Origin of the sequence: Microlunatus panaciterrae (assembly GCF_016907535.1) — a bacterium.
In the GTDB taxonomy this organism is placed as follows: Bacteria; Actinomycetota; Actinomycetes; order Propionibacteriales; family Propionibacteriaceae; genus Microlunatus; species Microlunatus panaciterrae.
In genome coordinates this window covers 1,156,545-1,181,804 of the sequence record NZ_JAFBCF010000001.1, presented here as the reverse complement: position 1 = coordinate 1,181,804, position 25,260 = coordinate 1,156,545, and the positions used below count along the sequence as shown (strand labels likewise).

At 68.0% G+C, this 25,260-nt stretch carries 21 protein-coding genes and 1 tRNA gene; 11 read left to right on the top strand and 11 right to left on the bottom strand.

Features of this window, described 5'->3' with window-relative positions; translation table 11 throughout:
* Window positions 1-16 precede the first annotated feature (16 nt).
* Genes JOE57_RS05300 through JOE57_RS05290 form a run of 3 tightly spaced genes read right to left on the bottom strand, consistent with a single transcriptional unit; the run spans window position 17 to window position 2,849 of the window.
* Window positions 17-634, bottom strand: coding sequence for a LutC/YkgG family protein (locus JOE57_RS05300; protein WP_204916725.1), 618 nt, complete (start codon window positions 632-634; stop codon window positions 17-19).
* Window positions 631-2,157 (bottom strand): LutB/LldF family L-lactate oxidation iron-sulfur protein, encoded by a 1,527-nt coding sequence (locus JOE57_RS05295; RefSeq protein ID WP_204916724.1) that lies wholly within the window; start codon window positions 2,155-2,157, stop codon window positions 631-633. Before JOE57_RS05295 ends, JOE57_RS05300 begins: the two co-directional genes overlap by 4 nt.
* Window positions 2,154-2,849 (bottom strand): heterodisulfide reductase-related iron-sulfur binding cluster, encoded by a 696-nt coding sequence (locus tag JOE57_RS05290; protein ID WP_204916723.1) that lies wholly within the window; start codon window positions 2,847-2,849, stop codon window positions 2,154-2,156. The genes JOE57_RS05295 and JOE57_RS05290 overlap by 4 nt, the downstream gene beginning before the upstream one ends.
* 172 nt (window positions 2,850-3,021) lie before the next feature.
* Here JOE57_RS05290 and JOE57_RS05285 point away from each other — a divergent pair, with 172 nt between their 5' ends.
* A complete protein-coding gene (locus JOE57_RS05285; RefSeq protein ID WP_204916722.1) occupies window positions 3,022-3,402 on the top strand; it encodes a hypothetical protein in 381 nt (126 codons plus the stop codon).
* Between the two features lie 329 nt (window positions 3,403-3,731).
* Here JOE57_RS05285 and mscL read toward each other — a convergent pair whose 3' ends face one another.
* The 3 genes from mscL to JOE57_RS05270 all read right to left on the bottom strand — a co-directional run bounded on the left by mscL (window position 3,732) and on the right by JOE57_RS05270 (window position 5,242).
* Window positions 3,732-4,091 (bottom strand): large conductance mechanosensitive channel protein MscL, encoded by a 360-nt coding sequence (gene mscL / locus JOE57_RS05280; RefSeq protein WP_204916721.1) that lies wholly within the window; start codon window positions 4,089-4,091, stop codon window positions 3,732-3,734.
* 71 nt (window positions 4,092-4,162) lie between these two features.
* The gene (locus JOE57_RS05275; protein ID WP_204916720.1) at window positions 4,163-4,822 is read right to left on the bottom strand and encodes an SAF domain-containing protein; all 660 of its coding nucleotides are present in this window, start codon (window positions 4,820-4,822) and stop codon (window positions 4,163-4,165) included.
* A 48-nt stretch (window positions 4,823-4,870) separates the two neighbouring features.
* Complete coding sequence (locus JOE57_RS05270; RefSeq protein ID WP_204916719.1) at window positions 4,871-5,242, bottom strand: FmdB family zinc ribbon protein; 372 nt, start codon at window positions 5,240-5,242, stop codon at window positions 4,871-4,873.
* Window positions 5,243-5,382: 140 nt separating this feature from the next.
* Here JOE57_RS05270 and JOE57_RS05265 point away from each other — a divergent pair, with 140 nt between their 5' ends.
* Complete coding sequence (locus JOE57_RS05265; protein ID WP_204916718.1) at window positions 5,383-7,926, top strand: penicillin acylase family protein; 2,544 nt, start codon at window positions 5,383-5,385, stop codon at window positions 7,924-7,926.
* 7 nt (window positions 7,927-7,933) lie between these two features.
* Here the strand turns inward: JOE57_RS05265 and JOE57_RS05260 are convergent, their stop codons facing one another.
* Window positions 7,934-9,097 carry an acyl-CoA dehydrogenase family protein gene (locus JOE57_RS05260; RefSeq protein ID WP_204916717.1) on the bottom strand — a complete coding sequence of 388 codons (1,164 nt, stop codon included), beginning with the start codon at window positions 9,095-9,097 and terminating at the stop codon, window positions 7,934-7,936.
* On the bottom strand, window positions 9,094-9,225 hold the full coding sequence (locus JOE57_RS18915; protein WP_275588304.1) for a hypothetical protein: 132 nt from the start codon (window positions 9,223-9,225) through the stop codon (window positions 9,094-9,096). The genes JOE57_RS05260 and JOE57_RS18915 overlap by 4 nt, the downstream gene beginning before the upstream one ends.
* A 90-nt stretch (window positions 9,226-9,315) precedes the next feature.
* Between JOE57_RS18915 and JOE57_RS05255 the strand changes: the two genes are divergently transcribed.
* From JOE57_RS05255 to ileS, 3 genes are all read left to right on the top strand, one after another.
* The gene (locus tag JOE57_RS05255) at window positions 9,316-11,307 is read left to right on the top strand and encodes a beta-galactosidase (protein ID WP_204916716.1); all 1,992 of its coding nucleotides are present in this window, start codon (window positions 9,316-9,318) and stop codon (window positions 11,305-11,307) included.
* Entirely contained in the window at window positions 11,304-13,553 is a 2,250-nt protein-coding gene (gene yicI, locus JOE57_RS05250) for an alpha-xylosidase (protein WP_204916715.1), read from the top strand. Before JOE57_RS05255 ends, yicI begins: the two co-directional genes overlap by 4 nt.
* A 355-nt stretch (window positions 13,554-13,908) precedes the next feature.
* On the top strand, window positions 13,909-17,142 hold the full coding sequence (ileS, locus tag JOE57_RS05245; RefSeq protein WP_239578847.1) for an isoleucine--tRNA ligase: 3,234 nt from the start codon (window positions 13,909-13,911) through the stop codon (window positions 17,140-17,142).
* A 301-nt stretch (window positions 17,143-17,443) separates the two neighbouring features.
* Here ileS and JOE57_RS05240 read toward each other — a convergent pair whose 3' ends face one another.
* On the bottom strand, window positions 17,444-18,100 hold the full coding sequence (locus tag JOE57_RS05240) for a 5-formyltetrahydrofolate cyclo-ligase (RefSeq protein ID WP_204916714.1): 657 nt from the start codon (window positions 18,098-18,100) through the stop codon (window positions 17,444-17,446).
* A 124-nt stretch (window positions 18,101-18,224) separates the two neighbouring features.
* Here JOE57_RS05240 and glp point away from each other — a divergent pair, with 124 nt between their 5' ends.
* From glp to JOE57_RS05210, 6 genes are all read left to right on the top strand, one after another.
* Window positions 18,225-19,550, top strand: a complete 1,326-nt coding sequence (gene glp, locus JOE57_RS05235; RefSeq protein WP_204916713.1) for a molybdotransferase-like divisome protein Glp — start codon at window positions 18,225-18,227, stop codon at window positions 19,548-19,550.
* 3 nt (window positions 19,551-19,553) lie between these two features.
* Entirely contained in the window at window positions 19,554-20,054 is a 501-nt protein-coding gene (moaC, locus tag JOE57_RS05230; RefSeq protein ID WP_204916712.1) for a cyclic pyranopterin monophosphate synthase MoaC, read from the top strand.
* On the top strand, window positions 20,051-20,527 hold the full coding sequence (locus tag JOE57_RS05225) for a MogA/MoaB family molybdenum cofactor biosynthesis protein (RefSeq protein ID WP_204916711.1): 477 nt from the start codon (window positions 20,051-20,053) through the stop codon (window positions 20,525-20,527). Before moaC ends, JOE57_RS05225 begins: the two co-directional genes overlap by 4 nt.
* Window positions 20,528-20,540: 13 nt before the next feature.
* Complete coding sequence (locus JOE57_RS05220; protein WP_204920235.1) at window positions 20,541-21,182, top strand: GNAT family N-acetyltransferase; 642 nt, start codon at window positions 20,541-20,543, stop codon at window positions 21,180-21,182.
* Between the two features lie 90 nt (window positions 21,183-21,272).
* Window positions 21,273-22,055: a divisome protein SepX/GlpR gene (sepX, locus tag JOE57_RS05215; RefSeq protein WP_204916710.1), complete on the top strand. Its 783-nt coding sequence runs from the start codon at window positions 21,273-21,275 to the stop codon at window positions 22,053-22,055.
* Between the two features lie 241 nt (window positions 22,056-22,296).
* Window positions 22,297-22,369: transfer RNA gene (locus JOE57_RS05210), tRNA-Ala, on the top strand.
* A 59-nt stretch (window positions 22,370-22,428) separates the two neighbouring features.
* Here JOE57_RS05210 and JOE57_RS18910 read toward each other — a convergent pair.
* Complete coding sequence (locus tag JOE57_RS18910) at window positions 22,429-22,758, bottom strand: tyrosine-type recombinase/integrase (protein WP_338041166.1); 330 nt, start codon at window positions 22,756-22,758, stop codon at window positions 22,429-22,431.
* A 73-nt stretch (window positions 22,759-22,831) separates the two neighbouring features.
* Entirely contained in the window at window positions 22,832-24,250 is a 1,419-nt protein-coding gene (locus JOE57_RS05200; protein WP_204916709.1) for an NAD(P)/FAD-dependent oxidoreductase, read from the bottom strand.
* Window positions 24,251-25,260: the final 1,010 nt, after the last annotated feature.

Here is a 25,260-nt window from a genome sequence, read left to right as displayed (position 1 = left end):
GTGACCCACAGCCTGGTCAGTTGACGATCAGCACGACCAGGTTGCGCGGGCCGTGCACACCCTCCACCCGGTTGAGCTCGATGTCGCTGGTGGCACTGGGCCCGGAGATCCAGGTCAGCGGGCGCACGGGGTCGAGCCGTCGTACCGCCTCGGGGACGGTGCCGACGATCGTCTGTGCCGGCACCACGCAGATGTGCAGATCCGGGATCAGCGAGATGACGCGGCGGCCCTGAGCCGTCCCCGCGTCCAGGACGATGGTGCCGGTCAACGCCACACTCACCGCGCTCGAGGTCACCACCGCACTGACCTGGTCGAGGCGCCGCGCATCCAGCGGAGGATCGTCCCGGAGCACTTCGCAGGTGACCGTGGTCAGCCATTGGGGATCGAGGTCAGCGGGGACGACGACGCTGGACGCCGACCGTTCGCCGAGGACGTTGCCGATGGTCCGGGCCAGGTCCGCCTGGCTGATGACCCGCACGTCCGCCTTGTAGTCACGGATGCGTTCCACCAGCAGCGCGATCTGCCCGGCTGCGTCCAACTCGAGGCGGTCGGCATAGCCGCGCGGGACGACAGGTGCGGTGGCTCCGGTGATGGCTGTCCGGACCGAGCTGAGGATCCGTTCGCGGCTGCTCATTCCTCCAGCGCCTTCACTGTCGCGGTGTCCTCGCGCTGGGACCACCAGGCACGGAACGACTGCCGGGGCACCTCCGGCAGGTCGCGGCTGCTGGTCCAACCGCCGAGCATGCCCGGCAGCCAGCCCACATGGCGAGCCACGCCGCGGCCCAGACTGGCGGTCTTCTGCGCCCTCGCCAGCCTCTTGGCATCGCCGAAGGTCCAGGCGGCAGCCTTCATGGCAACCGACTCCGCGGTCGGGACGCGATGGTGCGCCTTCTCCCGTACGGCGGCAGCCCGTTGGTCGATCAGCACCGAAGGGATGTCGATCGCCACCGGGCAGGCCTCATAGCAGGCGCCGCACAGGCTGGAGGCGAACGGCAGCTGTGCGTCGTGCTCGTCGGTGACGCCGTGCAGCAGCGGGTTGAGGATGGCGCCGATGGGTCCTGGATAGACCGAACCGTAGGCGTGGCCACCGACCCGCTCATACACCGGGCACACGTTGAGGCAGGCTGAGCAGCGGATGCAGCGCAGCGCCTGCCGACCCACCTCGTCAGCCAGCGCCCGCGTCCGCCCGTTGTCGATCAGGATCACGTGCACCTCCTGCGGACCGTCCCCGGGGGAGACACCGGTCCACATCGTGGTGTACGGGTTCATCCGCTCCGCGGTCGAGGACCTGGGCAGCACCTGCAGGAACACCTCGAGGTCGGCGAAGCTGGGCAGCAGCTTCTCGATCCCTACCACCGAGACCAGCACATCGGGCAGGGTCAGACACATCCGGCCGTTGCCCTCCGACTCGACCACGACCAGGGTGCCGGTCTCGGCGATGGCGAAGTTGGCACCCGAGAACGCCACCGTGGTGGAGAGGAACTTCTCCCGCAGATGGAGACGGGCGGCCTCGGCCAGGCGGCGCGGCTCGGAGGTGAGATCGTCCGGTGCGGCCCGGCCGACCTGTCCCATCCGCTCAGTGAAGATGTCGCGAATCTCATCCCGGTTGCGGTGGATGGCGGGCACGAGGAAGTGACTCGGGGTGTCGCCGCCCAGCTGCACGATCAGTTCGGCCAGGTCGGTCTCCCAGGCGTGGATGCCATGAGCCTCGAGCGCCTCGTTCAAGCCGATCTCCTGGGTGGCCATCGACTTCACCTTGATGACGTCCCGAGCCCGGTGGCGTTGGGCGATCTCGACCCCGATCCGGCAGGCCTCCTCGGCGTCGACGGCCCAGTGCACCGTGGCGCCCGCTGCCGTCGCCGCCTGTTCAAACTGCACGAGATAGTCGTCGAGGTGGGCCAGCGTCTCGTCCTTGATGCCCGCCGCAGCCATTCGCAGGTCCTGCCAGTCCGGCATCTCCCCGACCGCGTTCAGGCGCTTGGCCCGGATCGTGTGGGTGGCATGGCGGAGGTTGGCGCGCAGCTGCTGGTCCCCGAGCGCCACTCGAGCCGCATCTGGGAAGGCGGGCATGCCGAGGAAGGCCTGGTCCGGCTTGGGGTGCAGCCGGACCGGTTCGGTGCCGCGTCGTCGCCGGTCGTGGCGGGCCGGTCTGCTCATCCGGTGCTCGCCAGGATCTCGGCCAGGTGCATGGTCCGGAGCGGGGCGTGCTCGCGGCCGGCCACGCCGGCCAGATGCATCAGACAGGAGGAGTCCGACGCGCAGAGGATCTCGGCACCCGTCCCGACCGCCGCCGCCACCTTGTCCTGGCCCATGGCGCTGGACGTCTCGGCATTCTTGACGGCGAAGGTGCCGCCGAAGCCGCAGCACTCATCGGCACCCGGCAGCTCGCGCAGCTCCAGTCCTTCGACCTCCCGCAGCAGCCGATAGGGTCGCTCGCCGACGCCGAGCAGCCGAAGCGAGTGGCAGGTCGGGTGGTAGGTGACGGTGTGCGGGAACCGTGCCCCGACATCGGTCACGCCGAGCACGTCGATGAGGAACTCCGACAGCTCGTACACCGGCGGCAGCTCGATGCCCTCCGCGACCCGGTCGGCATGGTGGCGGAGCATGGCGGCACAGGAGCCGGACGGCAACACCACCGCCTCGGAGCCGGCGAACGTCTCGGCGAAGCTGCGTACCAGCCCACCGGCCAGCTCCGGATAGCCCGTGTTGAGATGCATCTGTCCACAGCACGTCTGCGCGACGGGGAAGTCAACATCGCAGCCCAGCCGTTCGAGTACGGTGATCGTCGCCTTGCCCACGTCCGGAAACAAGGTGTCGGCAAGGCAGGTGATGAAGAGCGAAACCCTCACCCAGGACCCCTTCTCGGCATGCGGCAGGCGAGCCGACCTCCTCTACGGGAGTGTGCGGCTGTGGACGGGCTCACTCTATATCGCCGTGAGCTGCCGGGTCGGGGTGGCACACCGCGCGTCCGCGGCCGGCCAGCCCCATGGGGTGCGGGCTCTCGCGATTAGGATCGGCCGCATGACCGCGCCCACAGCCGAGGCCGCCTGGCATCAGGCGTTGGCGTTTGCCGTGCTCGGACGCAGGCTGCCCGAGCTGGGTCTGCAGCCGCGGCCGGACCCCGGTGCCCTGTCGGCCCGGCTGAACGCGGACCCCGGCTCGGGTGCGATCCATGATCATGTCCGTACGCGACTTGCTGCGGCACAGGTGTGGCCGCACCCGGTCCCCCCCGAGCTGAGCCGGGGAATCGGTGCGGCCCAGTTCGCCGCAGCCCTCCGCCAGCTGCAGGAGGAGCTGGGCCTGGATGCGCTGATCCGCCAGGCCCGGGTGTCGCGCCCGCTGCCACTGACCGCCGCCGATCAGCGACTGCTGCGGGAGGTGCCCCCGCATCACGGTGGATGAGGGCAGCCCCGACTTTCGCGCTCTGGGCTTGTCGAAGAGCGACAAAACACGTGCTCTGAGCCTGTCGAAGAGCGGGCTCGACATACGTGCTCTGAGCTTGGCGAAGAGCGGCCCAATGTCGCGCTCTGAGCTTGCTGAAATGCCCTTCGACAGGCTCAGGGCACGTGTTGTGGTGCTAGGGCCCTTCGACAGGCTCAGGGCACGTGTTGTGGTGCTAGGGCCCTTCGACAGGCTCAGGGCACGTGTTGTGGTGCTAGGGCCCTTCGACAGGCTCAGGACACGTGTTGTGGTGCTAGGGCCCTTCGACAGGCTCAGGGCGCGGAGGGGGGTCAGGGGCGCTGGGCGCGGAGGAGGTCGCGGATCTCGGTCAGCAGATCCTCGCTGGTGACCGTGGGCGTCGCGTCTTCGGTCCTGTTGCGCGCCTTGATCTTGTTGTAGGGCAGCACGATTGCGACATAGACCACGACCGAGATCAACAGGAAACTCAGCAGGGCGGTGATGAACTTACCGACGCCGATGCCGGCGACCGACACGGTGCTGAAGTCGGGAACACCACCGGCCTTGCCGATCAGGTCCATGATCATCCCGGTGAACGACGTGACCACGGCGGCGAAGGCGGCCCCCATGATGAAAGCGACCGCCAGTTCGATCAGGTTGCCCCGGAACAGGAAATCCTTGAAGCCCTTCATGCGCCTTCTCCCTCGTTCAAATGTCGTGGTACTCACGGTTCATCGCGGGCCGCCGCAGGTGTCCACCACTTCTATCGCAACACCACGCTCAGCCGTGCCGACACGCTGGCCCGCGCCAAGATCGTGGCTGTCTTGTCATCCACCTCGACCAAGAGCAAGGCTCCGTCAGGCGAGGGGCCCGCGCCCGAGAAACCGCGGTTGGAGGCTGGGACGGGGACCGTCGCGATCCGGATCCGCCGGGCGACGACCTGCGCCGTGGCCGACTGCGGGTCTGCCGCGATCACATCGACGACATCGCCGGGGTGGAGCAGCGCCGCCAGATCGGCATCGGCGAGCCTGACCGGGGCGAGCACCCGACCCGGGGCGACGGTTGCGGTGAGCAGGCTGAGCTCGGTCATGATCTGGCCACGCGACGCCGGCGCCGCCAGCACCGCGCCGACCAACCGAAGGGGGTCGCCGAGGGCGCGATCGGGGACCGCCTCAACCGGCAGTCGCTTGAGCACGAGATCGTCCCGGGTCAGCGTGATGCCGCCGGACAGAGCGGTTGCAGCGGTCACCACCGAGACGGTGGGCGGCGCCTCGGGGGCCGCTGCGTTCACACCGGCCAGGACGGCGACCACGGCGGCCACCACGGCGAGCTTGCGGCGGTGCCAGGACGCCGCTCGGCCGAGCTCGCGCAGAGGGTGCCGACGCCGGGAAGGGTCGGCCGGGCGGGTATTGGTTCGCGTCATGACCAGACGCTAAGGACAGACGCGCCGATCGTGCACGCCGTCCACAGGCTAGTTCGTGGCGGCCTTGCCGGCTGTGGACGAGCTGTTCCCTGAAGAGGAGCTGGCAGACGAGCCGTTGGCGGACGAGCCGTTGGTGGACGATCCACTGGCCGCCGGCTTCTCTGTCTTGGGGGTCGGCTCTGGCTTGGACGCCCCGTCGCCGTCGGCCTTCTTCGGCGCGGCACCGCCGGACTTCTCGCCTGCGGTGCGGCTGTCGGTGCGATAGAAGCCGGAACCCTTGAAGACGACACCGACCGCGTTGAAGACCTTGCGCAGCGCACCCTCACAGTTCGGGCAGACGGTCAGGGCAGGGTCGCTGAACTTCTGCACGACCTCGAGTTCGCGGCCGCACTCGGTGCAGCGGTACTGATACGTGGGCATAGTGCTTCTCGGCTCCAGAGTCTGATGACGCCAACACTCGTCGACTAGCACTCAAGCATACCGACTGCTAACCGGCCACGGGAAACGGAGTCTGCGGGCGCGACGACGCCGCCCCGCCGCCGAATCGTTAGGGTTGCCCGGTGCGTCGTATTCCCAGCTCGCTCCTGTTCGGCATCTTCGTCCTGATGCTGGTGGTCAGCGCGCTGTCCAGCCTTGGAGTGGTCACGGTCCGGCAGTCCTTCCCGCAGGAGGACGGCCGTCTGGTGCTGAGCGCGCTGAATGGACCGGTCGACGTGCTCCGCGACAGCTATGGGGTGCCCAACATCTACGCCGACAACGCGGAGGACCTCTTCGCCGCCCAGGGGTACGTCCACGCCCAGGACCGGTTCTTCGAGATGGACTTCCGCCGCCATGTGACCTCCGGCCGGCTTGCCGAGCTGTTCGGGCCTTCGGAGGTGGAGACGGACGCCTACATCCGCACACTGGGCTGGCGCCGGGTGGCCGAGCAGGAGCTGTCCCTGCTGTCGCCCAGCACCCGGCGCTACCTCGACGCCTACGCAGCCGGGGTGAACGCCTATCTGCAGAGCCGCACCACCGCCGAGTTGTCGTTGGAGTACAGCGTGCTGGGGATCACCGGCCCGGACTACACCCCGGAGCCCTGGACGGCAGCTGACTCGGTTGCGTGGCTGAAGGCGATGGCCTGGGATCTCAGTTCCAATCGCCGCCAGGAGACCGAGCTTGCCCTGATGACCACCCGGGTGGGCGCCAGCCGGGCGGCCCAGCTGTTTCCGCCCTACGACCTTGAGAAGTTCGACCCGATCGTCACCCGGGGTGCGGTCGTGGACGGGAAGTTCGACCCCAGGGCGAGTGCCGGGTCGCAGAGAACCGCTCCGGCGGGCGCCGACACGGCACACCTTCGAGGTGCGGACCGGGCGTTGAGAGCGGCGGCGAAGGCGGGGGACGCCATCCCCGACCTGCTCGGCGACCAGGCCCTTGGCGCCGAGGTGGGCTCGAACTCCTACGTCGTATCGGGTCGGCGCACGGCAAGCGGGAAGCCGCTGCTGTCCAACGACCCGCATCTGGCGACGTCGATCCCGTCGATCTCCGCCCAGGTCGGCCTGCACTGTCGGGTCGTGAACAGCGACTGCCCGTTCGAAGTGTCCGGGTTCAGCTTCGCCGGCATGCCCGGCGTGATCATCGGACAGAACCAGAAGATCGCCTGGGGGTTCACCACCAGCTACCTCGATGTCCAGGACCTCTATCTGGAAGAGGTCCGTGACAACACGGTCCGGGTCGGCTCCAACTATCAGCCGTTGGTCACGCGCACCGAGGAGATCAAGGTCGCCGGGGAGGACCAGCCCCGTTCGCTCACCGTACGTGAGTCGCGGCACGGCCCACTGCTGTCAGACGTGGATGACCAGCTGCGCCTGATGGGTGAGCGCTCGAAGAAACCGGGCCAATCCGGCTATGCCGTGGCGCTGAGCTGGGTCGCGCTCACCCCCAGCAGGACCATGGACTCCCTCTTCGGACTCGACAAGGCTCAGAACTTCAGCCAGTTCCGAGCGGCGGCCAAGCTGCTGGCGGCGCCGTCGCAGAATCTGGTGTACGCCGACGTCGAGGGCAACATCGGCTATCAGCTGCCGGGTGCGCTACCCCAACGCGGCAAGGGGAACGGGTTGCTGCCCTCGCCCGGATGGGACCCTGCCTACGACTGGAAGGGACTGGTCGACTTCAACGAGCTGCCCTACGTCTACAACCCGCCGAGCGGCTACATCGTCACCGCCAACCAGCCGATCGTCTCCGCTCGGTACCCGATCAAGCTCGGCTCCGACTACTCGTACGGCTGGCGCAGCCAGGAGATCATCGACCGGCTGGAGGCGGCGCCCCCGTTGACCTTGGACAACGCGGAGAACGTGTTCTACGACGACACCATCCGTTTCGCCGCCGATCTGACGCCGAGACTGCTCAAGATCAAGGTCACCGACCCGTGGATCAAGGAGGGTCAGCAGACCCTCGTCGGCTGGGACTACTCCGCCTCGGCCGACTCCAATGCCGCGGCCTACTTCAACGTCGTGTTCCACAACATCCTCAAGCTGACCTTCCGGGACCAGCTGCCCGAGGAGCTCTGGCCGACCGGCGGTGACCGCTGGTTCGCCGTGGTCGCCTCGATGCTCGACCAGCCGACGAGCTCGTGGTGGGACGACATCACCACGCCGCAGGTGGAGACCCGAGACGACATCCTGCTGGCGGCGATGACCCAGGCGCGCAAGGAGCTGACCTCGTTGATGGCTCGAGACACCGGGGCCTGGCAGTGGGGCAGGCTGCACCGTCTGACGCTGGTGCATCAGACCCTGGGCAAGTCGGGAATCCCTGCGGTGGAAGCGCTGTTCAACCGGGGCGACTACGAGGTCGGCGGCGGACCTGCGGTGGTGGACGCCCTGGCCTACGACGACCGGCTGGGATACCGAGTGACGCATGGTCCGACCATGCGCATGATCGTTGATCTTGCCGACCGTGACGGCTCACGTTGGATCAACCAGAGCGGGGTGTCCGGGCATGCTTTCCACCGCAACTACGACGACCAGACCGAGCTGTGGGCATCGAACAGGATGATCCCGTTCGTGGTGGGACGGGCGAAGGTTGACGCGGCAGCGCAGCACCGGCTCGAGCTGGTTCCTGGTTGATCATCGCTCAGCGGAACGCCGACTGGCCGGTCAGCGCCTGACCGATCGTCAGCAGGTGCACCTCCGACGTGCCCTCATAGGTCAGTACCGACTCCAGGTTGGCCGCATGCCTGATCACCGGATAGTCCAGGCTGATGCCGTTGGCTCCCAGGATGGTGCGGCACTCCCGGGCGATCTGGAGCGCCTTCTCGACGTTGTTGAGCTTGCCCAGACTCACCTGCTCGGGCCGGAGCGCGCCGGCGTCCTTGAGCCGGCCGAGGTGGAGCGCCAGCAGCATCCCGTTGCCCCATTCCACGGCCATCTGGGCCAGCTTGCGTTGGGTCAGCTGGGTGCTGCTGAGTGGTCGACCGAACACCTGGCGGTCCTGCGCATATCGCCTCGCAGTCTCCAGACAGTCCCTGGCCGCGCCCAAGGCGCCGAAGACGATCCCGAACCTGGCCTCGGTCAGGCAGCGCAGCGGACCGGCCAGCCCGATCGCGCCGGGCAGCAGCGCATCGTCGGGAAGGCGCACCGACTCCATGATCAGCTCGGCAGTGATGCTCGCCCGCAGTGACAGCTTTCGGGTGATCTCCCGGCTATGGAACCCTGCCGCGTCGGTGGGTACCGCGAAACCCCGAATGCCGTCGGCGGTGCGCGCCCAGATGATCGCGAGGTCGGCGACGGAGCCGTTGGTGATCCACATCTTGCTGCCGTTGAGGATCCAGTCGGTGCCATCTCGGCGGGCGGTCGTCCGCATTCCGGCCGGATCCGAGCCGAAGTCGGCCTCGGTGAGCCCGAAGCAGCCAATGGCCCGGCCGGACACCATCTCGGGAAGCCACTCGGACTTCTGTTCCTCGCTGCCGTAGCGCCAGAGGGCGAACATGGCCAGCGATCCCTGGACCGAGACCAGGCTGCGGAGCCCGGAGTCGATCGCCTCCAGCTCGAGGCAGGCCATCCCGTACTGCACAGCGGTGCTTCCCGCGCAGCCATAGCCCTGCAGGTGCATGCCCAACAGCCCGAGTCGGCCCAGCTCGACCGCCAGCTCACGGACCGGCGGCGCAGCCGTCTCGAACCAGTCGGCTACCCGGGGCACGGCGAACTGCGCGCCCCACTGTTGCACCGTGGCAGCGACGGCCTTCTCCTCGTCGCTGAGCAGGCGGTCGATGGCGAACAGCTCGTAGGCGCTGGTCATCGTCGGTGCGGATGGCCGGTGGGGCGCCTCGGCGTGTCCGGGGAGGTGGCGTGCCTGTCGCGCGGCCGGTACGAAACAGTGGACGGCAACATGTCGGCCACCTGGGTGACGTCTCTGACGGTGGCCATCGTTCTCCAGTCTCGAGAGGTTCCCCACTTATGACCAGTGCTCACGATCGGGGCGACCGCTCAGTTGATGCTCACCGCGACCGTCCCGGCTTGAGCGCAGTCACCGCCAGCCGTGGGCTCCTGTACGGCGCAGACTACAACCCCGAACAGTGGCCGCCGGCAGTCTGGCGGGAAGACGTCGCGCTGATGCGGCAGGCCGGGGTCAACCTGGCCACCGTCGGTGTGTTCAGCTGGGCCATGCTGGAGCCCGCGCCCGGCGAGTGGGACTTCGGTTGGCTGGACGACGTGCTCGCGCTCCTCACCGACAACGGGATCGGGGTCGACCTGGCCACCCCGACCGCGTCGCCGCCGCCCTGGCTCGGTCACCGCTGGCCGGACGCCCTGACCGTGAACCGTGACGGAGTGCGGATGAGCAACGGCTCGCGCAACCACTTCTGCCCGACCTCGGAGAGGTATCGGGAGCGCAGCCGTGCCGTCGTCGCCGAGCTGGTCAACCGCTACGCGAGCCACCCCGGCGTCGTGATGTGGCATGTCGGCAACGAGTTCGGGCAGGTCTGCCACTGCGACAGCTGCGCGGTGGCCTTCCGGAGCTGGCTGCGCGCGCGTTATGGCGATCTGGCCGGCCTCAACCAGGCATGGGGGACCAGCTTCTGGAGCCAGCGGTACAGCGAGTGGGCCGAGGTGGTGCCACCCAGGGCGGCGCCGTACCTGATCAACCCCAGCCAGCAGCTCGACTTCCGTCGGTTCGCCTCCGACGCGCTGCGCGAGCTCTACCTCGAACAGCGCCGGATCATCGCCGAGCAGGCGCCGCACGTCCCGGTGACGACCAACTTCATGGGTTTCTTCCCGCACGTGGACTATCACAGCTGGGCCGAGGAGATCGACGTGATCGCCGACGACTCCTACCCCGACCCCGCCGACCCGCAGGCGCCAATGGACACGGCACTGACCCATGACCTGATGCGTTCGCTGTCCGACGGCCGAGGCTGGATGCTGATGGAGCAGGCGGCTGGAGCCGTCAACTGGCGAGACCACAACGTCCCCAAGACGCCTCAGCGGATGCGGCTCGACTCTCTGCAGGCCATCGCTCGCGGCAGTGACGGATCCTGCTTCTTCCAGTGGCGGGCCTCGACGTTCGGCGCCGAGCGTTTCCACTCCGCGCTGCTGCCGCACGCCGGTGCGGACACGGAGGTCTTCCGCGGTGTCTGCCGGCACGGCGCTGACCTGGCCCGGCTCAAGGAGGTGGCCGGCTCCCGGTCCCACGCCTCCGTCGCGCTGCTTTTCGACTGGTCGAGCTGGTGGGCCGCCGAGGAGGACGCGATGCCGTCACGCCGGCTGCGGGTACTTGATCAGCTGCGGTCCTGGTATCGGCCGCTGTGGCGGGCCGGCGTGCTGGTCGATGTCCGGTCGGCGGGGGACGACCTCTTCGGCTATCCGGTGGTGCTGGCGCCGCAGCTCTACCTGGTCGACGATGAGGCCTTGGCGGGGCTGCGCGACTATGTGCGGCAGGGCGGGCACCTGGTTCTGGGGCCGTTCTCCGCGGTGGCGGACAGCCGCGGCCACCTCCGCCCCGGTCGGTTCCCTGTCGGGCTGACCGAGGTCATCGGGGGCAGCGGCGAAGAGTGGCTGCCATTGCCGGACGGCATCCGCACCGGCCTGCTCTCCGAGCGGCTCGGTGACGGCGAGGCGCGGACGTGGGGTGAGCGGCTGCGCGCCGAGGGCGCCGACGTGATGGCCTCCTTCACCGGTGGCCCGCTGGACGGCCTGCCCGCGGTGCTGGATCACCGCTTCGGTGCCGGTCGTGCCTGCTATCTGGGCACTGTCCCCGCACCCGCCCAACTGGAAAGATTGCTGGACATGGTGCTGACCGGTGCCGGCGTCGCAGCCGACCGTGAACGGCCGCCCGTCGACGTCGAGGTGGTACGGCGAGGCGAGGCGCTGTTCGTGATCAACCACGGCTGGGACGAGCGGGGCATCAGCGTTCCGCATCCGGTGCGTGATCTCTTGACCGACACCGTCCACAGCGCAACCGTGCCCATCCCGGCACAGGACGCCCGCGTATTGATTGAGGAGTCTCGATGAAGTTCACCGACGGCTACTGGCAGGCCCTGCCAGGTGTCACCATCCTGCGCCCGCGTGGCGTGGACGAGATCAGCGCCTCCGAGGATGAGCTGACGATCTTTGCGGCGACCGCGCCGATCACCGGGCGTGGCGACACGCTCAACCGTCCGGTCGTCACCATCACCCTCGATGCGCCGGCCGAGGACGTGATCGGTGTTCGGATCGAACACTTCCAAGGTGTGCAAGAACGCGGCCCGGCGTTCGAGCTCAACCGCACCCACCCGGTGGTCCAGATCGACGTACCGGCCGATGGTGGTGCGGCCACGTTCTCCTCCGGGCAGTTGACCGCCACGGTAGCCGCCAGCGGCGAGTGGTCCCTGGACTTCACCGCCGAGGGGCGGACGCTGACCTCCTCCACCTCCCGTGGCGTCGGAGTGATCACCGACGCGGCCGGTCGCCACTTCGTCCGCGAGCAGCTGGGACTCGGCGTCGGCGAGCACGTCTACGGGCTGGGGGAGCGGTTCGGTGCGCTGGTGAAGAACGGCCAGTCCATCGACATCTGGAACGCCGACGGCGGAACCGCCTCGGAGCAGGCGTACAAGAACATCCCGTTCTATCTCACCGACGCCGGCTACGGGGTGTTCGTGGCCCATCCCGAGCGGGTCAGCTTCGAGGTCGGCTCGGAGGTCGTCTCTCGGAGCCAGTTCTCGGTCGAGGGCCAGCGGCTGCAGTACTACGTCATCTACGGTCCGACGCCGAAGGAGATCCTGACCAAGTACACGGCGTTGACCGGCCGCCCGGCGCAGGTGCCGGACTGGTCGTACGGGCTGTGGCTCTCCACCTCGTTCACCACCAGCTATGACGAGGCCACCGTGGGCTCGTTCATCGACGGGATGGCTGAGCGGGGGATCCCGCTGAGCGTCTTCCACTTCGACTGCTTCTGGATGCGCCAGTTCTATCTGTGCGACCTGGTCTGGGACCCTGACCTGTTCCCCGAGCCGGCGGCCATGCTCGCCCGGTTGAAGGCGAAGGGGGTGCACATCTCGGCCTGGATCAACCCCTACATCGCCCAGCGGTCCGAGCTGTTCCGAGAGGGCAAGCAGCACGGATACCTGCTGAAGACGGAGTCCGGCGATGTCTGGCAGTGGGACATGTGGCAAGCCGGGATGGCTCTGGTCGACTTCACCAACCCTGAGGCCTGCGGCTGGTTTGCCGGCAAGCTCAAGGTCCTGCTGGACCAGGGTGTCGACACCTTCAAGACCGACTTCGGTGAGCGGGTCCCGACCGAGGGCGTCCGCTGGCACGACGGCTCGGACCCCGAGCTGATGCACAACTACTACGCACAGCGCTACAACCGGTGCGTGCACGACCTGCTCCGGCAGGAGCGGGGCGACGGCGACGCTGTGGTGTTCGCCCGGTCGGCGACCGCCGGGGGCCAGCAGTTCCCGGTGCACTGGGGTGGTGACTGCGAGTCGACCTTCGTCTCGATGGCCGAGTCGCTGCGCGGCGGCCTGTCGTTGGCGCTCTCCGGCTTCGGCTTCTGGAGCCACGACATCGGCGGATTCGAGGGCACTCCGGACCCGGCGGTGTTCAAGCGATGGGTCGCCTTCGGCCTGCTGTCCTCGCACTCCCGGCTGCACGGGTCCGGCTCCTACCGGGTGCCGTGGGTGTTCGACGAGGAGGCGGTGGACGTCACTCGGGACTTCACCCGTCTGAAGATGTCGCTGATGCCCTACCTGTCCGGGCTCGGTCGGATCGCCCACACCGAGGGGGTGCCGGTGATGCGCCCGATGGTGATGGAGTTTCCCGACGACAGGGGTGCGGTCACGGTGGAGACGCAGTACATGCTGGGCGACCAGCTGCTGGTGGCGCCGGTGTTCAGCGAGGACGGCACGGTCGACTTCTACCTGCCGGAGGGCATCTGGACCCACCTGCTGTCGGGGGAGAAGCTGGCCGGGCCACGGTGGCATCGGGACACGTACGGCTTCGACTCGCTGCCGCTGTTCGTTCGACCCGGATCGGTGATCCCACGCGGCAGCCGGAGCGATCGGCCCGACTACGACCACGCCGACGGTGTGACCCTGGGGATCTTCGAGTTCGCCGACGGCGATGAGCGCACCGTCGCGGTCGGTGAGGCGACCTTCACGGTCCGGCGGGACGGAGACCAGCTCAGCGTGGACGCCGTCGGCACCGACAAGCCCTGGCGGGTTCGAGTGGGAGACCAGCTGGTCGACGCCGAGTCGGATCGGGTCGTGCTGCGGCCGTGAACAGACGAATCGGCTGGTCATCGTGCGAGCGGATCGCCTCCCACGCGTGGAGTGGCGGCATCCGCTGCGATGACGAGCCGAAACGCCTGTCGATATCGATTGGCGGTGCGCCCGGGGTCACGGGCTAGAATCGGGCTACAGGCAGTGATCCGGCCATCACCGGTGAGCCTCCGGAAGAACGAGACGGCGCTGGCGCCGGTCTTCACTAGAACCGGACGGGTGGGCCCGTGACAGCCTTGGACCAGAGCGGTCGATGCCGGCCCCACAAGGGCGCAGGCGTCGGCAAGCGAGGTGGTACCGCGGTGGAGACATCGTCCTCGTGATCGGCACAGCACCACGAGTGAGATGAGACCCCATGATGTACCCCAAGGCAACGACCGGACCCGTCGACGGCGAGGCGGCCTTCCGCATCCCCTCGAGCCCCAAGTTCTCCGAGCTCGAGGAACGGGTGCTGGCCTACTGGAAGGCCGACGACACCTTTCGAGCCTCGGTCGCCAAGAACCCGACCGGCGAGAACGGGGCCAACGAGTTCGTCTTCTACGACGGGCCGCCGTTCGCCAACGGCCTGCCGCACTACGGTCACCTGCTGACCGGGTACGTCAAGGACATCGTGCCCCGCTTCGAGACCATGCGCGGCAGGCACGTCGAGCGGCGTTTCGGCTGGGACACGCACGGCCTGCCGGCCGAGCTTGAGGCGATGTCCCAGCTCGGTCTCAAGACCAAGGACGACATCCTTGCCCTGGGCATCGAGGAGTTCAACGCCGCCTGCCGGGAGTCGGTGCTGCGCTACACCGACGAGTGGCAGGCCTACGTCACCCGCCAGGCCCGCTGGGTGGACTTCGACAACGACTACAAGACGCTCAACCGGGACTACATGGAGAGCGTCCTGTGGGCGTTCAAGACCCTGTACGACAAGGGATACGTCTACGAGGGCATGCGGGTGCTGCCGTACTGCTGGAACGACGAGACACCGCTGTCCAATCACGAGCTGCGGATGGACGACGACGTCTACCAGAACCGGCAGGACCCCGCCGTCACCGTCGGTGTCCGGCTGGAGACGGGTGAGTTGGCGCTGATCTGGACCACGACGCCGTGGACACTGCCCAGCAACCAGGCGATCGCGGTCGGTGACGACATCGACTACGTCGTGGTGGAGCACGAGGGGGAGCGCTACCTGCTGGCCGAGGCGCGGCTGGCTGCCTATGCCCGCGAGCTGGGCGAGGACGCCGCCGACCACGTGGTCGAGCGGCTGAAGGGTGCCGACCTGCTGGGCCGGGCCTACCGGCCGCCGTTCTCCTACTTCGTCGGCAATGAGAATGCGCACACGGTGCTGTCCGGCAGCCATGTCACCACCGAGGACGGCACTGGCCTGGTGCACATGTCACCCGCCTTCGGCGAGGAGGACAAGGCGGTCACCGATGTCGCCGGGATCACCCCGGTGGTCCCGGTGGACGCGGCCGGCAGGTTCACCGCCGAGGTGGGTGACTACGCCGGGGTCCAGGTCTTCGACGCCAACCTCATGATCATCGACGACCTGAAGGCCTGCACCCGCGGCGAGGCGGCCGGTTCCACCACCCCCGGGACGGTGCTGCTGCGGCACGAGACCTACGACCACTCCTACCCGCATTGTTGGCGCTGTCGGAACCCGCTCATCTACCGCGCGGTGTCGAGCTGGTTCGTCGAGGTGACCACCTTCAGGGATCGGATGGTGGAGCTCAACCAGGAGATCAACTGGGTGCCCGAGCACGTTAAGGACGGGCAGTTCGGCAAGTGGCTGGCCGGCGCCCGCGACTGGTCGATCAGCCGGAACCGCTTCTGGGGCAGTCCGATCCCGGTCTGGAAGTCCGACGACCCGGAGTATCCCCGGATCGACGTGTACGGCTCGGTGGCTGATCTTGAGGCCGACTTCGGCGTCTCGGTGCCGGACCTGCACCGGCCCTACATCGACGAACTGACCCGACCGAACCCGGACGACCCGACCGGCCGCTCCACCATGCGCCGGATCGAGGACGTCCTCGATGTCTGGTTCGACTCCGGCTCGATGCCGTACGCCCAGGTGCACTACCCGTTCGAGAATGCGGACTGGTTCGAGCACCACTACCCGGGCGACTTCATCGTCGAATACATCGGCCAGACCCGCGGCTGGTTCTACACCATGCATGTGCTGGCGACGGCCCTGTTCGACCGGCCCGCGTTCTCCAACTGCATCAGTCACGGGATCGTGCTCGGCAGCGACGGGCAGAAGATGAGCAAGTCGCTGCGGAACTATCCCGACGTCAACGAGGTGTTCGACCGGGACGGCGCCGACGCGATGCGCTGGTTCTTGATGTCCTCGCCGATCCTGCGCGGAGGCAACCTGATCGTCACCGAGCAGGGGATCCGTGACGGGGTGCGGCAGGTGATGATCCCGCTCTGGAACGCGTGGTACTTCTTCTCGCTCTACTCCAACGTCGCCAACGGCGGTGCCGGCTATGACGCGAAGTTCTCCGCCACCTCGACCGATGTGCTGGATCGCTACATCCTGGCCAAGCTTCGACAGTTCGTGCAGACCATGACCAGCGAGCTCGACCAGCTCAACGTGGCCGCGGCCTGTGATGCCACCCGGAGTTTCCTGGAGGTGCTGTCCAACTGGTACATCCGCCGCTCGAGGGAGCGGTTCTGGGATGGCGAGAGCGAGGCGTCCAAGGCCGCTTTCGACACGCTGTACACGGTGCTGGAGGTGACGAACCGCGCGGTGGCGCCGCTGCTGCCGCTGACCTCGGAGGAGATCTGGCGTGGCCTGACCGGAGGTCGCTCGGTGCACCTGGCTGAGTGGCCCGACGCCGACCAGCTGCCGGCCGATGATCAGCTGGTCGCGGCTATGGACCGCTCCCGTGAGGTCTGCTCGGTCGCGTCGGCGGTACGCAAGGCGGAGCGGCTGCGGGTACGACTGCCGTTGGCCAAGCTCTCTGTGGTCGCTGATGATGCCGCCGCGCTGCAGCCGTTTGTGGAATTGATCTCCGATGAGGTGAACGTACGCGAGCTGGAGCTGACCGACATCTCGGCTGCCGCGGGCGGTGGCTTCGGTGTCCGGCAGTCGCTGCAGGTCAACGCCAGGGCCGCCGGTCCGCGGCTGGGTAGGGACGTGCAGCTGGCGATCCGCGGCAGCAAGTCCGGGGACTGGTCGGTCGCTGATGACGGGACGGTCACCGCCGGCGGGATCGCTTTGCTGGAAGGGGAGTATGCCCTGGAGACCGTGGTCGATGACGCCGACCCGAACGACAGCCGTGCAGTCGCGATGCTGCCCCGGTCCGGGTTCGTGATCTTGGACACAGCGGTCACGCCAGAGCTGGCGGCGGAGGGTCTGGCTCGCGATGTGGTCAGGGCGGTGCAGCAGGGTCGTCGCGACGCCGGACTCGAGGTGAGCGACCGGATCACGCTGCGGCTCGGTGGGAGCGCCGATGTGCTGGCTGCGATCAACGCGCATGCCGACCTGATCACCTCCGAGACGCTGACCACCACGCTGGAGGTGAGCGATGCGCCGGTCGACGGAGCCATCGTTTCCGTCGGTGAGGGTCAGCAGGTCTCCGTCTCCCTCGCCCGAGCCTGACCCGCGCGGGGGAAGGCATGCGGGGGAAGGTGCGCGGGGCGGGCGAAATGTCGCGTTCTGTTGAGTTCTGGTACCGGTTCGGGTCTGGGGCGGGCGAAATGTCGCGTTCTGATGAGTTCTGGTGCCGGTTCGGGTCTGGGGCGGCCGAAATGTCGCGTTCTGAAGAGTTCTGGTGCCGGTTCGGGTCTGGGGCGGCTGAAATGTCGCGTTCTGTTGAGTTCTGCGGCCAGATCGGCTTTGGGGCGGGCGAAATGTCGCGTTCTGATGAGTTTTCGGAGCGGGAGCGCAAGTGCCGACAGATTCAGGCCGCGTGGGGGGAAGTGCGGATCAGCCGGGAGGGCGTGACCAGCACGTCCACTCGCCGGTCCCATGCTTGAGTCGGAATGATCTTGAGGACCTCTTCGTCGTTGAGCAGGACCCAGGTCTCGGCCGCTTGCGACGCGTGCTCGAGAGCACGGTCATACCAGCCGCCGCCTCGACCGAGCCGGTCACCTTCGGCGCTCGCCGCGAGGGCCGAGGCGATCACGAGGTCGGCCCGCGCCAGGGCCTGCGGACCCAGCGGCGCTGTGGTCGGTTCAAGGATGGAATGGGGGCCGATTCGCAGCCGGTCGGGTCCCCCGTAGGGCGCCCAGTCCGGCTGGCTTTTGCGGATCCCGTCCGGGCCTCCGCTCAGTACGGGCAGCAGAACAGTGATGTCGTGGGCCGCCAGCCAGCCGATCAGCTGCAGGGTGCTGGGCTCCGCGCCGGTGGACAGGTAGACCGACACCGTCTGCAGACCGCCGAGCGAGGGTTCGAGGGCCTTCTGGAGTTGCGCGAACCGAGCCAGGTCCTGCTGCGTGCGCTCGGCTGCCGTCCGCGTCTCCCGGCGCAGCAGGACTGCCTCACGGAGCAGCGCCTTGGCCTCCTGCAGCGCGGCCGCATCAGCCGTTGACTGTCCCTGACCCTGCGCATCAACCATGGCCTCAGCGTAGGGCCAGTCACAGGCGAGGCAGCCAGAGTGGCAGGCAGCCCTCGGAGGTGCGGCCGCTCGACCTGCCACGTCCTCTGCGGATTCGCCGAGGGGTTCCCCTAGGGTGTTGGCCATGCCATTGTTCGGCCGTAAGAAGTCCCCAGAACCCGAGGCGCCGGCGCAGCACGCGCTCCCGTCGTTGCCGGAGCCGCCCGCAGCGAGGCCCGACGGCCTCCGTTCGCTGGCCGACCACCGGGACTACCTGCTCGACTGCATCGAGGAGCTGCCCCCGTTCGGGCAGCAGATTCTGGACGCCCTGGACCTGAGTCTCTGCGAGGACATCGTCTCGACGGTGAACCTGCCCGGCTTCGACAACTCGGCCATGGATGGCTACGCCGTGCAAGCGGCGGACGTCGCAGATGCCACGCCGGGGTCGCCGGTCATCCTGCCCGTCGTCGGGGAGATCGCGGCCGGGAAGTCGGCCTCCCACCCGCTGTCGCCGGGGACCGCCATGAAGATCATGACCGGGGCGCCGGTGCCGGCAGGCGCCGACGCCATCATCCCGTACGAGGACACCGACCGCGGCGAGCAGGACGTCAGGATCTTCGCTCCGCGGGAGGCGGGACAGCACATCCGTCGTCGCGGCGAGGACGTGGAGGCCGACACGCAGGTCTTCTCCGCCGGGGACAGGCTGGGACCTCGTGCCATCGGTCTGCTGGCTGCCATCGGTCTGGACAAGGTGCTGGTCCGCCCGCGGCCGCGGGTGGTCGTGGTCTCCACCGGCTCCGAGCTGGTCGAGCCCGGGCTGCCGTTGGACAGCGCCGACCAGATCTACGACTCCAACTCCTACATGCTGGCCGCTGCGGCCAGGGCTGCGGGCGCCCAGGTCTTCCGGGTCGGCCTGGTCAGCGACGACCCGGAGGAGGTCAAGCAGACCATCTCCGACCAGCAGGTACGCGCCGACCTCATCCTGACCACCGGCGGTGTCAGCCAGGGTGACTTCGATGTGGTGAAGGCGGTCATGCCGGAGATGGGGGCGACGGACTTCGCCCAGGTGGCGATGCAACCGGGCAAACCGCAGGGCTTCGGCCTGATTGGTGAGGACCGGACGCCGATGATCATGCTGCCGGGCAACCCGGTCAGCGCCTTCGTCTCGTTCGAGGCCTTCGTCCGGCCGGCCATCCGCAAGCTGATGGGCACGCGGCCCTACGGCCGCACCGCGGTCCGCTGCGTCGCCAGCCACGCCATCACGTCGATCCCGGGCAAGGTCCAGCTGGCGCGCGGGATCGTCACCTACGACGAGAACGGCTCCCGCCAGGTCGAACTGGCCGGTGGCCACGGCTCGCATCTGCTGGGCGACCTCTCCAGGGCCAACGCGCTGGTCCTGCTGGCTGAGGAGACCGAGCTCGTGGCGGCCGGCGACGAGGTCGTCGTCTGGCTGCTGAACGAGGACGACTGAGCCATGGCCGAGTCCGGCGGGCCGCAGTTCCCGCACCTCTCCCCGAGCGGCGACGCCCGGATGGTCGACGTCTCCGGCAAGGAGGTCACCGCCCGCACGGCCACGGCCACCGGCCGGGTCCAGCTGAGTCCCGAATGTGTGGCCGCGCTTCGCGAGGGGTCGGTGCCGAAGGGCGACGCGTTGGCGGTGGCCCGGATTGCGGGCATCCAAGGGGCCAAGAGGACGCCGGAGCTGGTGCCGCTGTGTCATCCGCTCTTCCTGAGCGGTGTCGACGTCCTGATCAACGTCGTGGATGACGGGGTGGAGATCGCGGCCACGGTGCGGACCACCGAGCGCACCGGGGTCGAGATGGAGGCGCTGACGGCCGTGTCGGTTGCCGCGTTGGCCGTGGTGGACATGATCAAGGCCATCGACCGCGAGGCGGTGATCACCGACATCCTGGTGCAGCAGAAGTCGGGTGGCCGGAGCGGCGACTGGCAGCGCTCGGTGACCGGCCCGCGATGAGCCACAGCGCGCTGGTCATCACCGTGTCCTCGCGGGCCGCGGCCGGCGTGTATGCGGACCGGTCCGGCCCGATCCTGGTCGCCGGACTGGCCGAGCTCGGCTTCGAGGTCGGCGATCCGCTGGTGGTGCCCGACGGCCCGCCGGTGGCGGTTGCGCTGACCGAGGCGGTCGCGGCCGGGCACGCGGTGGTGTTGACGACGGGCGGTACGGGTCTGAACCCCACCGACCAGACGCCGGAGATGACCCGGCCGCTGCTGGACCGTGAGCTGCCGCAGCTGGCGGCGGCGGTCGCCCGCTACGGCTGGGACCAGGGGGTCCCGACCGCCGTCCTCAGCAGAGGGCTGGCCGGCACCGCCCGCGGGACCCTGATCGTCAACCTGCCGGGTTCCAGCGGAGGAGCGCGGGACGGGATGGCAGTGCTGGCCCCGATACTGCTGCATGCCGTCAGCCAACTCCGCGGGGGTGATCACTGAGGTGCCCGCCCGGATGCAGTCGTTCGGCCGGGAGCATCACTGGCCGGTGACGCTGCGGCATGGTCAGATCACCTTGCGGCCGATGCGCTATCGCGACCAGGGGGAGTGGGAGCGGGTCCGGCGGCTGAACCAGTCCTGGCTGCGTCCCTGGGAGGCCACCCTGCCGGCTGGAAGCGTGCCCGGGCCCACAACGTACTCCGGCCTGGTCCGGGCGCTGAACCGCCAGGCCCGCGAAGGCAGGATGCTGCCGTGGTTGCTGTTCTATGACCCGGGGGAGGAGGGCGCAAAGGCGGCGAAGCCGGTGCTCGCCGGGCAGCTCACGGTGAGCGGCATCGTGGGTGGCTCGGCTTCGTGGGGGCAGATCGGCTACTGGATCGACCACCGATGGGCCGGCCGAGGACTGATCCCCACAGCGGTGGCGATGGCGACGGACTACTGCTTCGAGACGATGCGGCTGCACCGGATCGAGATCGCCATCCGGCCCGAGAACGCCAAGAGCCTGCGGGTGGTGAACAAGCTCGGTTTCCGTCCGGAGGGGCTCCGCCCCAGATATCTGCACATCGACGGCGACTGGCGTGACCACCTGGTCTTCGCCCTGAACAGCGAGGAGGTGCCGGAGGGTCTGATGGCGCGCTGGGAGCGGCAACGGACCTGAAGAGGCCGATCCCCACCCGTCACTGCTGTTTCTTGCGACACACCGCCTCAGGTCACGGTGGGATTGCGTCGGCCCGCTTACGGTCTCCGTGTGGGGACGACAGGACTGATCTATGCCGCGATTGCGATCGCGTGGCTCGCCTACCTCGTTCCGCTCTATGCCAAGCGACGTGACGCAGCACCGGCGGAAGAGGACGATCCGACGAACCGCTTCTCCGACTCGATGCGGATCATCAAACGGGGGACGGCGCCGCTACTCGACCAGGACCTGGCCGAGATCCCGGCCGCCGAAGTCTCCACCCCGTTGACTCGTCGGGCCGCGATCGAGGACCTCCGCCGGCTCGAACGGGTGGCCGCCAAGCGACGTCGTCGCGTGCTGGTCGCCCTGATGATGGCGGTGACCGTGGCGGTCGCGGTCTGGACAGCCGGCCTGGGGCCGTGGTGGTCGTCGCTCATTCCGGGCGGACTGCTGCTGGCGTTCGTTGTGGTGGCTCGGATCAGTGTCAACGGCATGCGGCGTCGGTTGGATGCCCGCTATGCCGAGATCTGCCGTGGTAGTGACGAGTCGACGGTGTTCCTCAGCCGCGACGATCTGGCCAAAGCGGATCTCAAGGTGGAGAAGAAACTTCACCACAAGCCGAAGCAGCCCGAACGGACCGGTGCCCTGTGGGATCCGGTGCCGATCACGCTGCCGACGTACGTCTCGAAGCCGCTCGCCCCGCGTACCGTCCGTACCATCGACCTGTCCGGACCGGAGGTCACCTCCGCCGGCCGCCAGAGCGTCCCGGTGACAGCGGATGCCCCCGAGCGCGTCGCACCGGTCAATCCCGTTGCCGAAGATGAGAACGCCGAAGGCGACCGCAGAGCCTCCTGACCGTGTCCTGAGCCCGCCCTCCGCTCCCTGAGCCTGGACCGCGCCCTGAGCCTGTCGAAGGGCCACTTGTCGAAGGACGCTCTTCGACAGGCTCAGAGCGCGGATGTGGAAGGGCGCTCTTCGAGAGGCTCAGAGCGCGGATGTCGAAGGACGCTCTTCGACAGGCTCAGAGCGCGGATGCCGGCCTACGCACGAGCGACGAAACCGGGGATGGTAAAGTCTCCCTGCTGGTTCATCCAGAGGGGCTATGGCGCAGTTGGTAGCGCGTCTCGTTCGCATCGAGAAGGTCAGGAGTTCGAATCTCCTTAGCTCCACCCAGAAAATCTCGCTCTCACCAGGCCAAACACGGTCCGCCCGGTGAGTGACACCACCGTCATTTCGATTCCAACCTGCCTGGCGTGCCCCCGGTGTGCCTCAGAGCGTTCAGACGCGCCAATCCGGCCTGGTCAGCGGCCGTTCCCAGGTGATGCAGGTAGAGGTTCGTCGTGGCAATCGAGGCGTGACCCATCCACGCCTGCACCGTCACCGGATCGACTCCTCTAGGCAGCCACAAGCACGCCGCCGTATGCCGCAGATCGTGAATCAGGCGACCCTCGTTCTCGGCATGCGCTGGTACACCAAGACGGGCATCATCGGGCGGCCTCGTTGGCGAGCGCTGAGAAAAGCCCTGGTCAGCGAGCTGGCCGCGGTCATGGAGACTCACTTGAACCTCTTGCGTCAGCAAGGCGATCCAGGTGGCCCTCGCTGATCTCTTCCGGTGTCAGGCCTGACGTGCGTCATGCACGCGTTTCAGGCCCTGACCGGCTGATCGTGCCCAGTACGGTGCCTCGATCCGGCGTATCCTTCGCCGCCTTGGCCGGCGACTGGCGGCCAGCACGTAAAGCTTCCGCGTGGCGGATCAACTGGTCGTCGTCTGCTAAGGATCGAGTCGAACGCAGACACATGTTCCAGCGTGTTAACTCGCGCCATACCCGGCGGTCCACCTTGCTCGCCGGTCGAAGCACCTCATCGATCACGCGGATCCGCCGATCCGTGACCCGGGGTCGATCGACACCCATAGCCCGCAGCCAGGCACGGTCATCTGACATCGACACAAGGTACCGGCCTTCGATTTCGTCGGCCACGGCCGCCTCCAGCTCCCAAGCCTGCGCGGCGTTGTCGGTCGGGTGCTCGCGGATGGCGTCGGTCAGCGCTGCAGCCTGCTGAAGTGCGAGGCTGACCCCCCACGCATAGAGCGAGTTCGTGCGGCTGCGCGCGTCGCCGATCACGTGCAAGCCCAGGGCCAGCGGCGCGCCCTGACGCGGGAACGCACGCACTATGTTGTGCTCCTCGCCCATCGGGCACATCCGACCGACCGGTTCGGAGCGTCCGTCGGCGAGCAGGTCAGCGGCCTCCGGCATCAGATGGATCACCGCCATGAACACCGATTGGTCATGCACGGCCCGGAGGCTGCGATCTCTGACCGGGATTCCCAGCTCGTAGCAGAACGTCCCGCGGTCTCCAGGCCCGAACGCGTAGTACATGTAGCCAAGGTCCTGGATCGCCGACGCCGCCATCAACGTTGCGGTGCCGTCCTCGCCATTCCTGGGACGCAGACGGTTGTACCGAGTGTACCAGAGCTGGCCGCACCCCTCCGAGACTTCCGCCGGCCGCTCCGCACCGATCGCGTCGAGCCATCTCATCAGCGGGAGACGGCGGCCTCCGGCCATGACCACGACGTCGGCCGCTATCACGTCCCCCTCCGACGTCCGGACGCCGGTGACGGTGGGAGGTCGTCCCGGCTCGGCGACCACGCCCGCCAGGCGGCAGCCGGAGCGGATCGTGACAGACGGCTCGGCTTCGACCGCTCGTCGCAGCAGGCCCTCCAGGACGGGGCGGCGGCACATGACGATGATCAACTGCTCGTCCCCGGGCTCCCGTTTCCCCTCCGGCGCTTGCTCGGTGAGGTCCTGGACTACCGCTCCGGCGTCGAGGATGCCCTGCAGAACGTCAGGGGCCCGACTTTGTAGCTCTGTGCAGAAGCCCGACAGGAAGCCGTGGCCGAGCCGTCCGTGAGGGACGTTCGGCCGCGCCCAGTCCGACCACAGCTCGTCGATCCCGGGAGGTGGGGGCCCATCGATCTCGCAAACCGTTACAGGATGACCGTCGCGCGCGAGGAACAGGGCGGCCCCGAGCCCGGCGATGCCCGCACCCACGACGACGTTTCTCCCCACGTGGCCATCGTCTCAAAGCGACCTCACCGCTTCAACCGCATCCGCGGTCGTGGAAGAGACGATCTGCAAGCAGGAGGTCGCCGGGAACCTGGGCCGCCGCCGCAGCCAGACTCCCGCCCAACTGGCCGGCCGTCGGCGGACGTTCTCATCTTGACGTGACCGTGCGACGGACGACCTTGGACGGTGTCGCACGAAGCGATCGAACCCTGCGAATCAGATGGTCTGCCAGTCGAACTCACTGTAAACGACGCTGCCGCGACCTCGTTCAAAACGGACGATCCTGGACGAGCTGCAGGCGCAAACTCGATGGCAGCCCGCGCACCTGCCAGGGTTCGGGACGAAGCGGTCACCTCGACTGCGGCGAGTATTCGCCGGCAAACCACGCAACGAAACGACCGGCTCGGTCTACGTATGTGTTAACGGTGTCTCGGGGCTTGCCGGACGCAACGAGCTCCCGTTCGAACCGCTGCAACTCCTCCACGGTCCAGCATTGGTGAGGCATCGGCACGTCCCCCTCCTGAGTCCCTTGTTCACAGCATGAGTGGTAGCTGTAGGGGACTGTCAACGACCCACCCTGTAGACCGTCTGCTGCCCTTACCTACGCTGAATGTGGAGACGGGCACAAGGCAACGAGGACGTGCACCTCTGTGCACCCCCACGCACCGATCGCGCGCCATCCGAGGCATCCGCTGCGTTGCGTGTAACGCCTGCAACGGCACCACCGGGCCCTTGCCCCGCGTTCGCAACGACACGTTCCGACGTCAGCCAACCTCGGGTCCGATCCGATCAAGTCGGCTCCCGCCACGTCCCCCTGGCGTACCCCCGACCACTTCGCACCGAGTCTGACATGCACTCAATACGCACTCTCCGGACGCCGGCGAACGAGCCCAGGAGGCATTCGCATCGAGAAGGTCAGGAGTTCGAATCTCCTTAGCTCCACAGACAAGCACCGCGGCTGTTGCCGCCGGCGGGTTGCAGCCGAATATCACCCG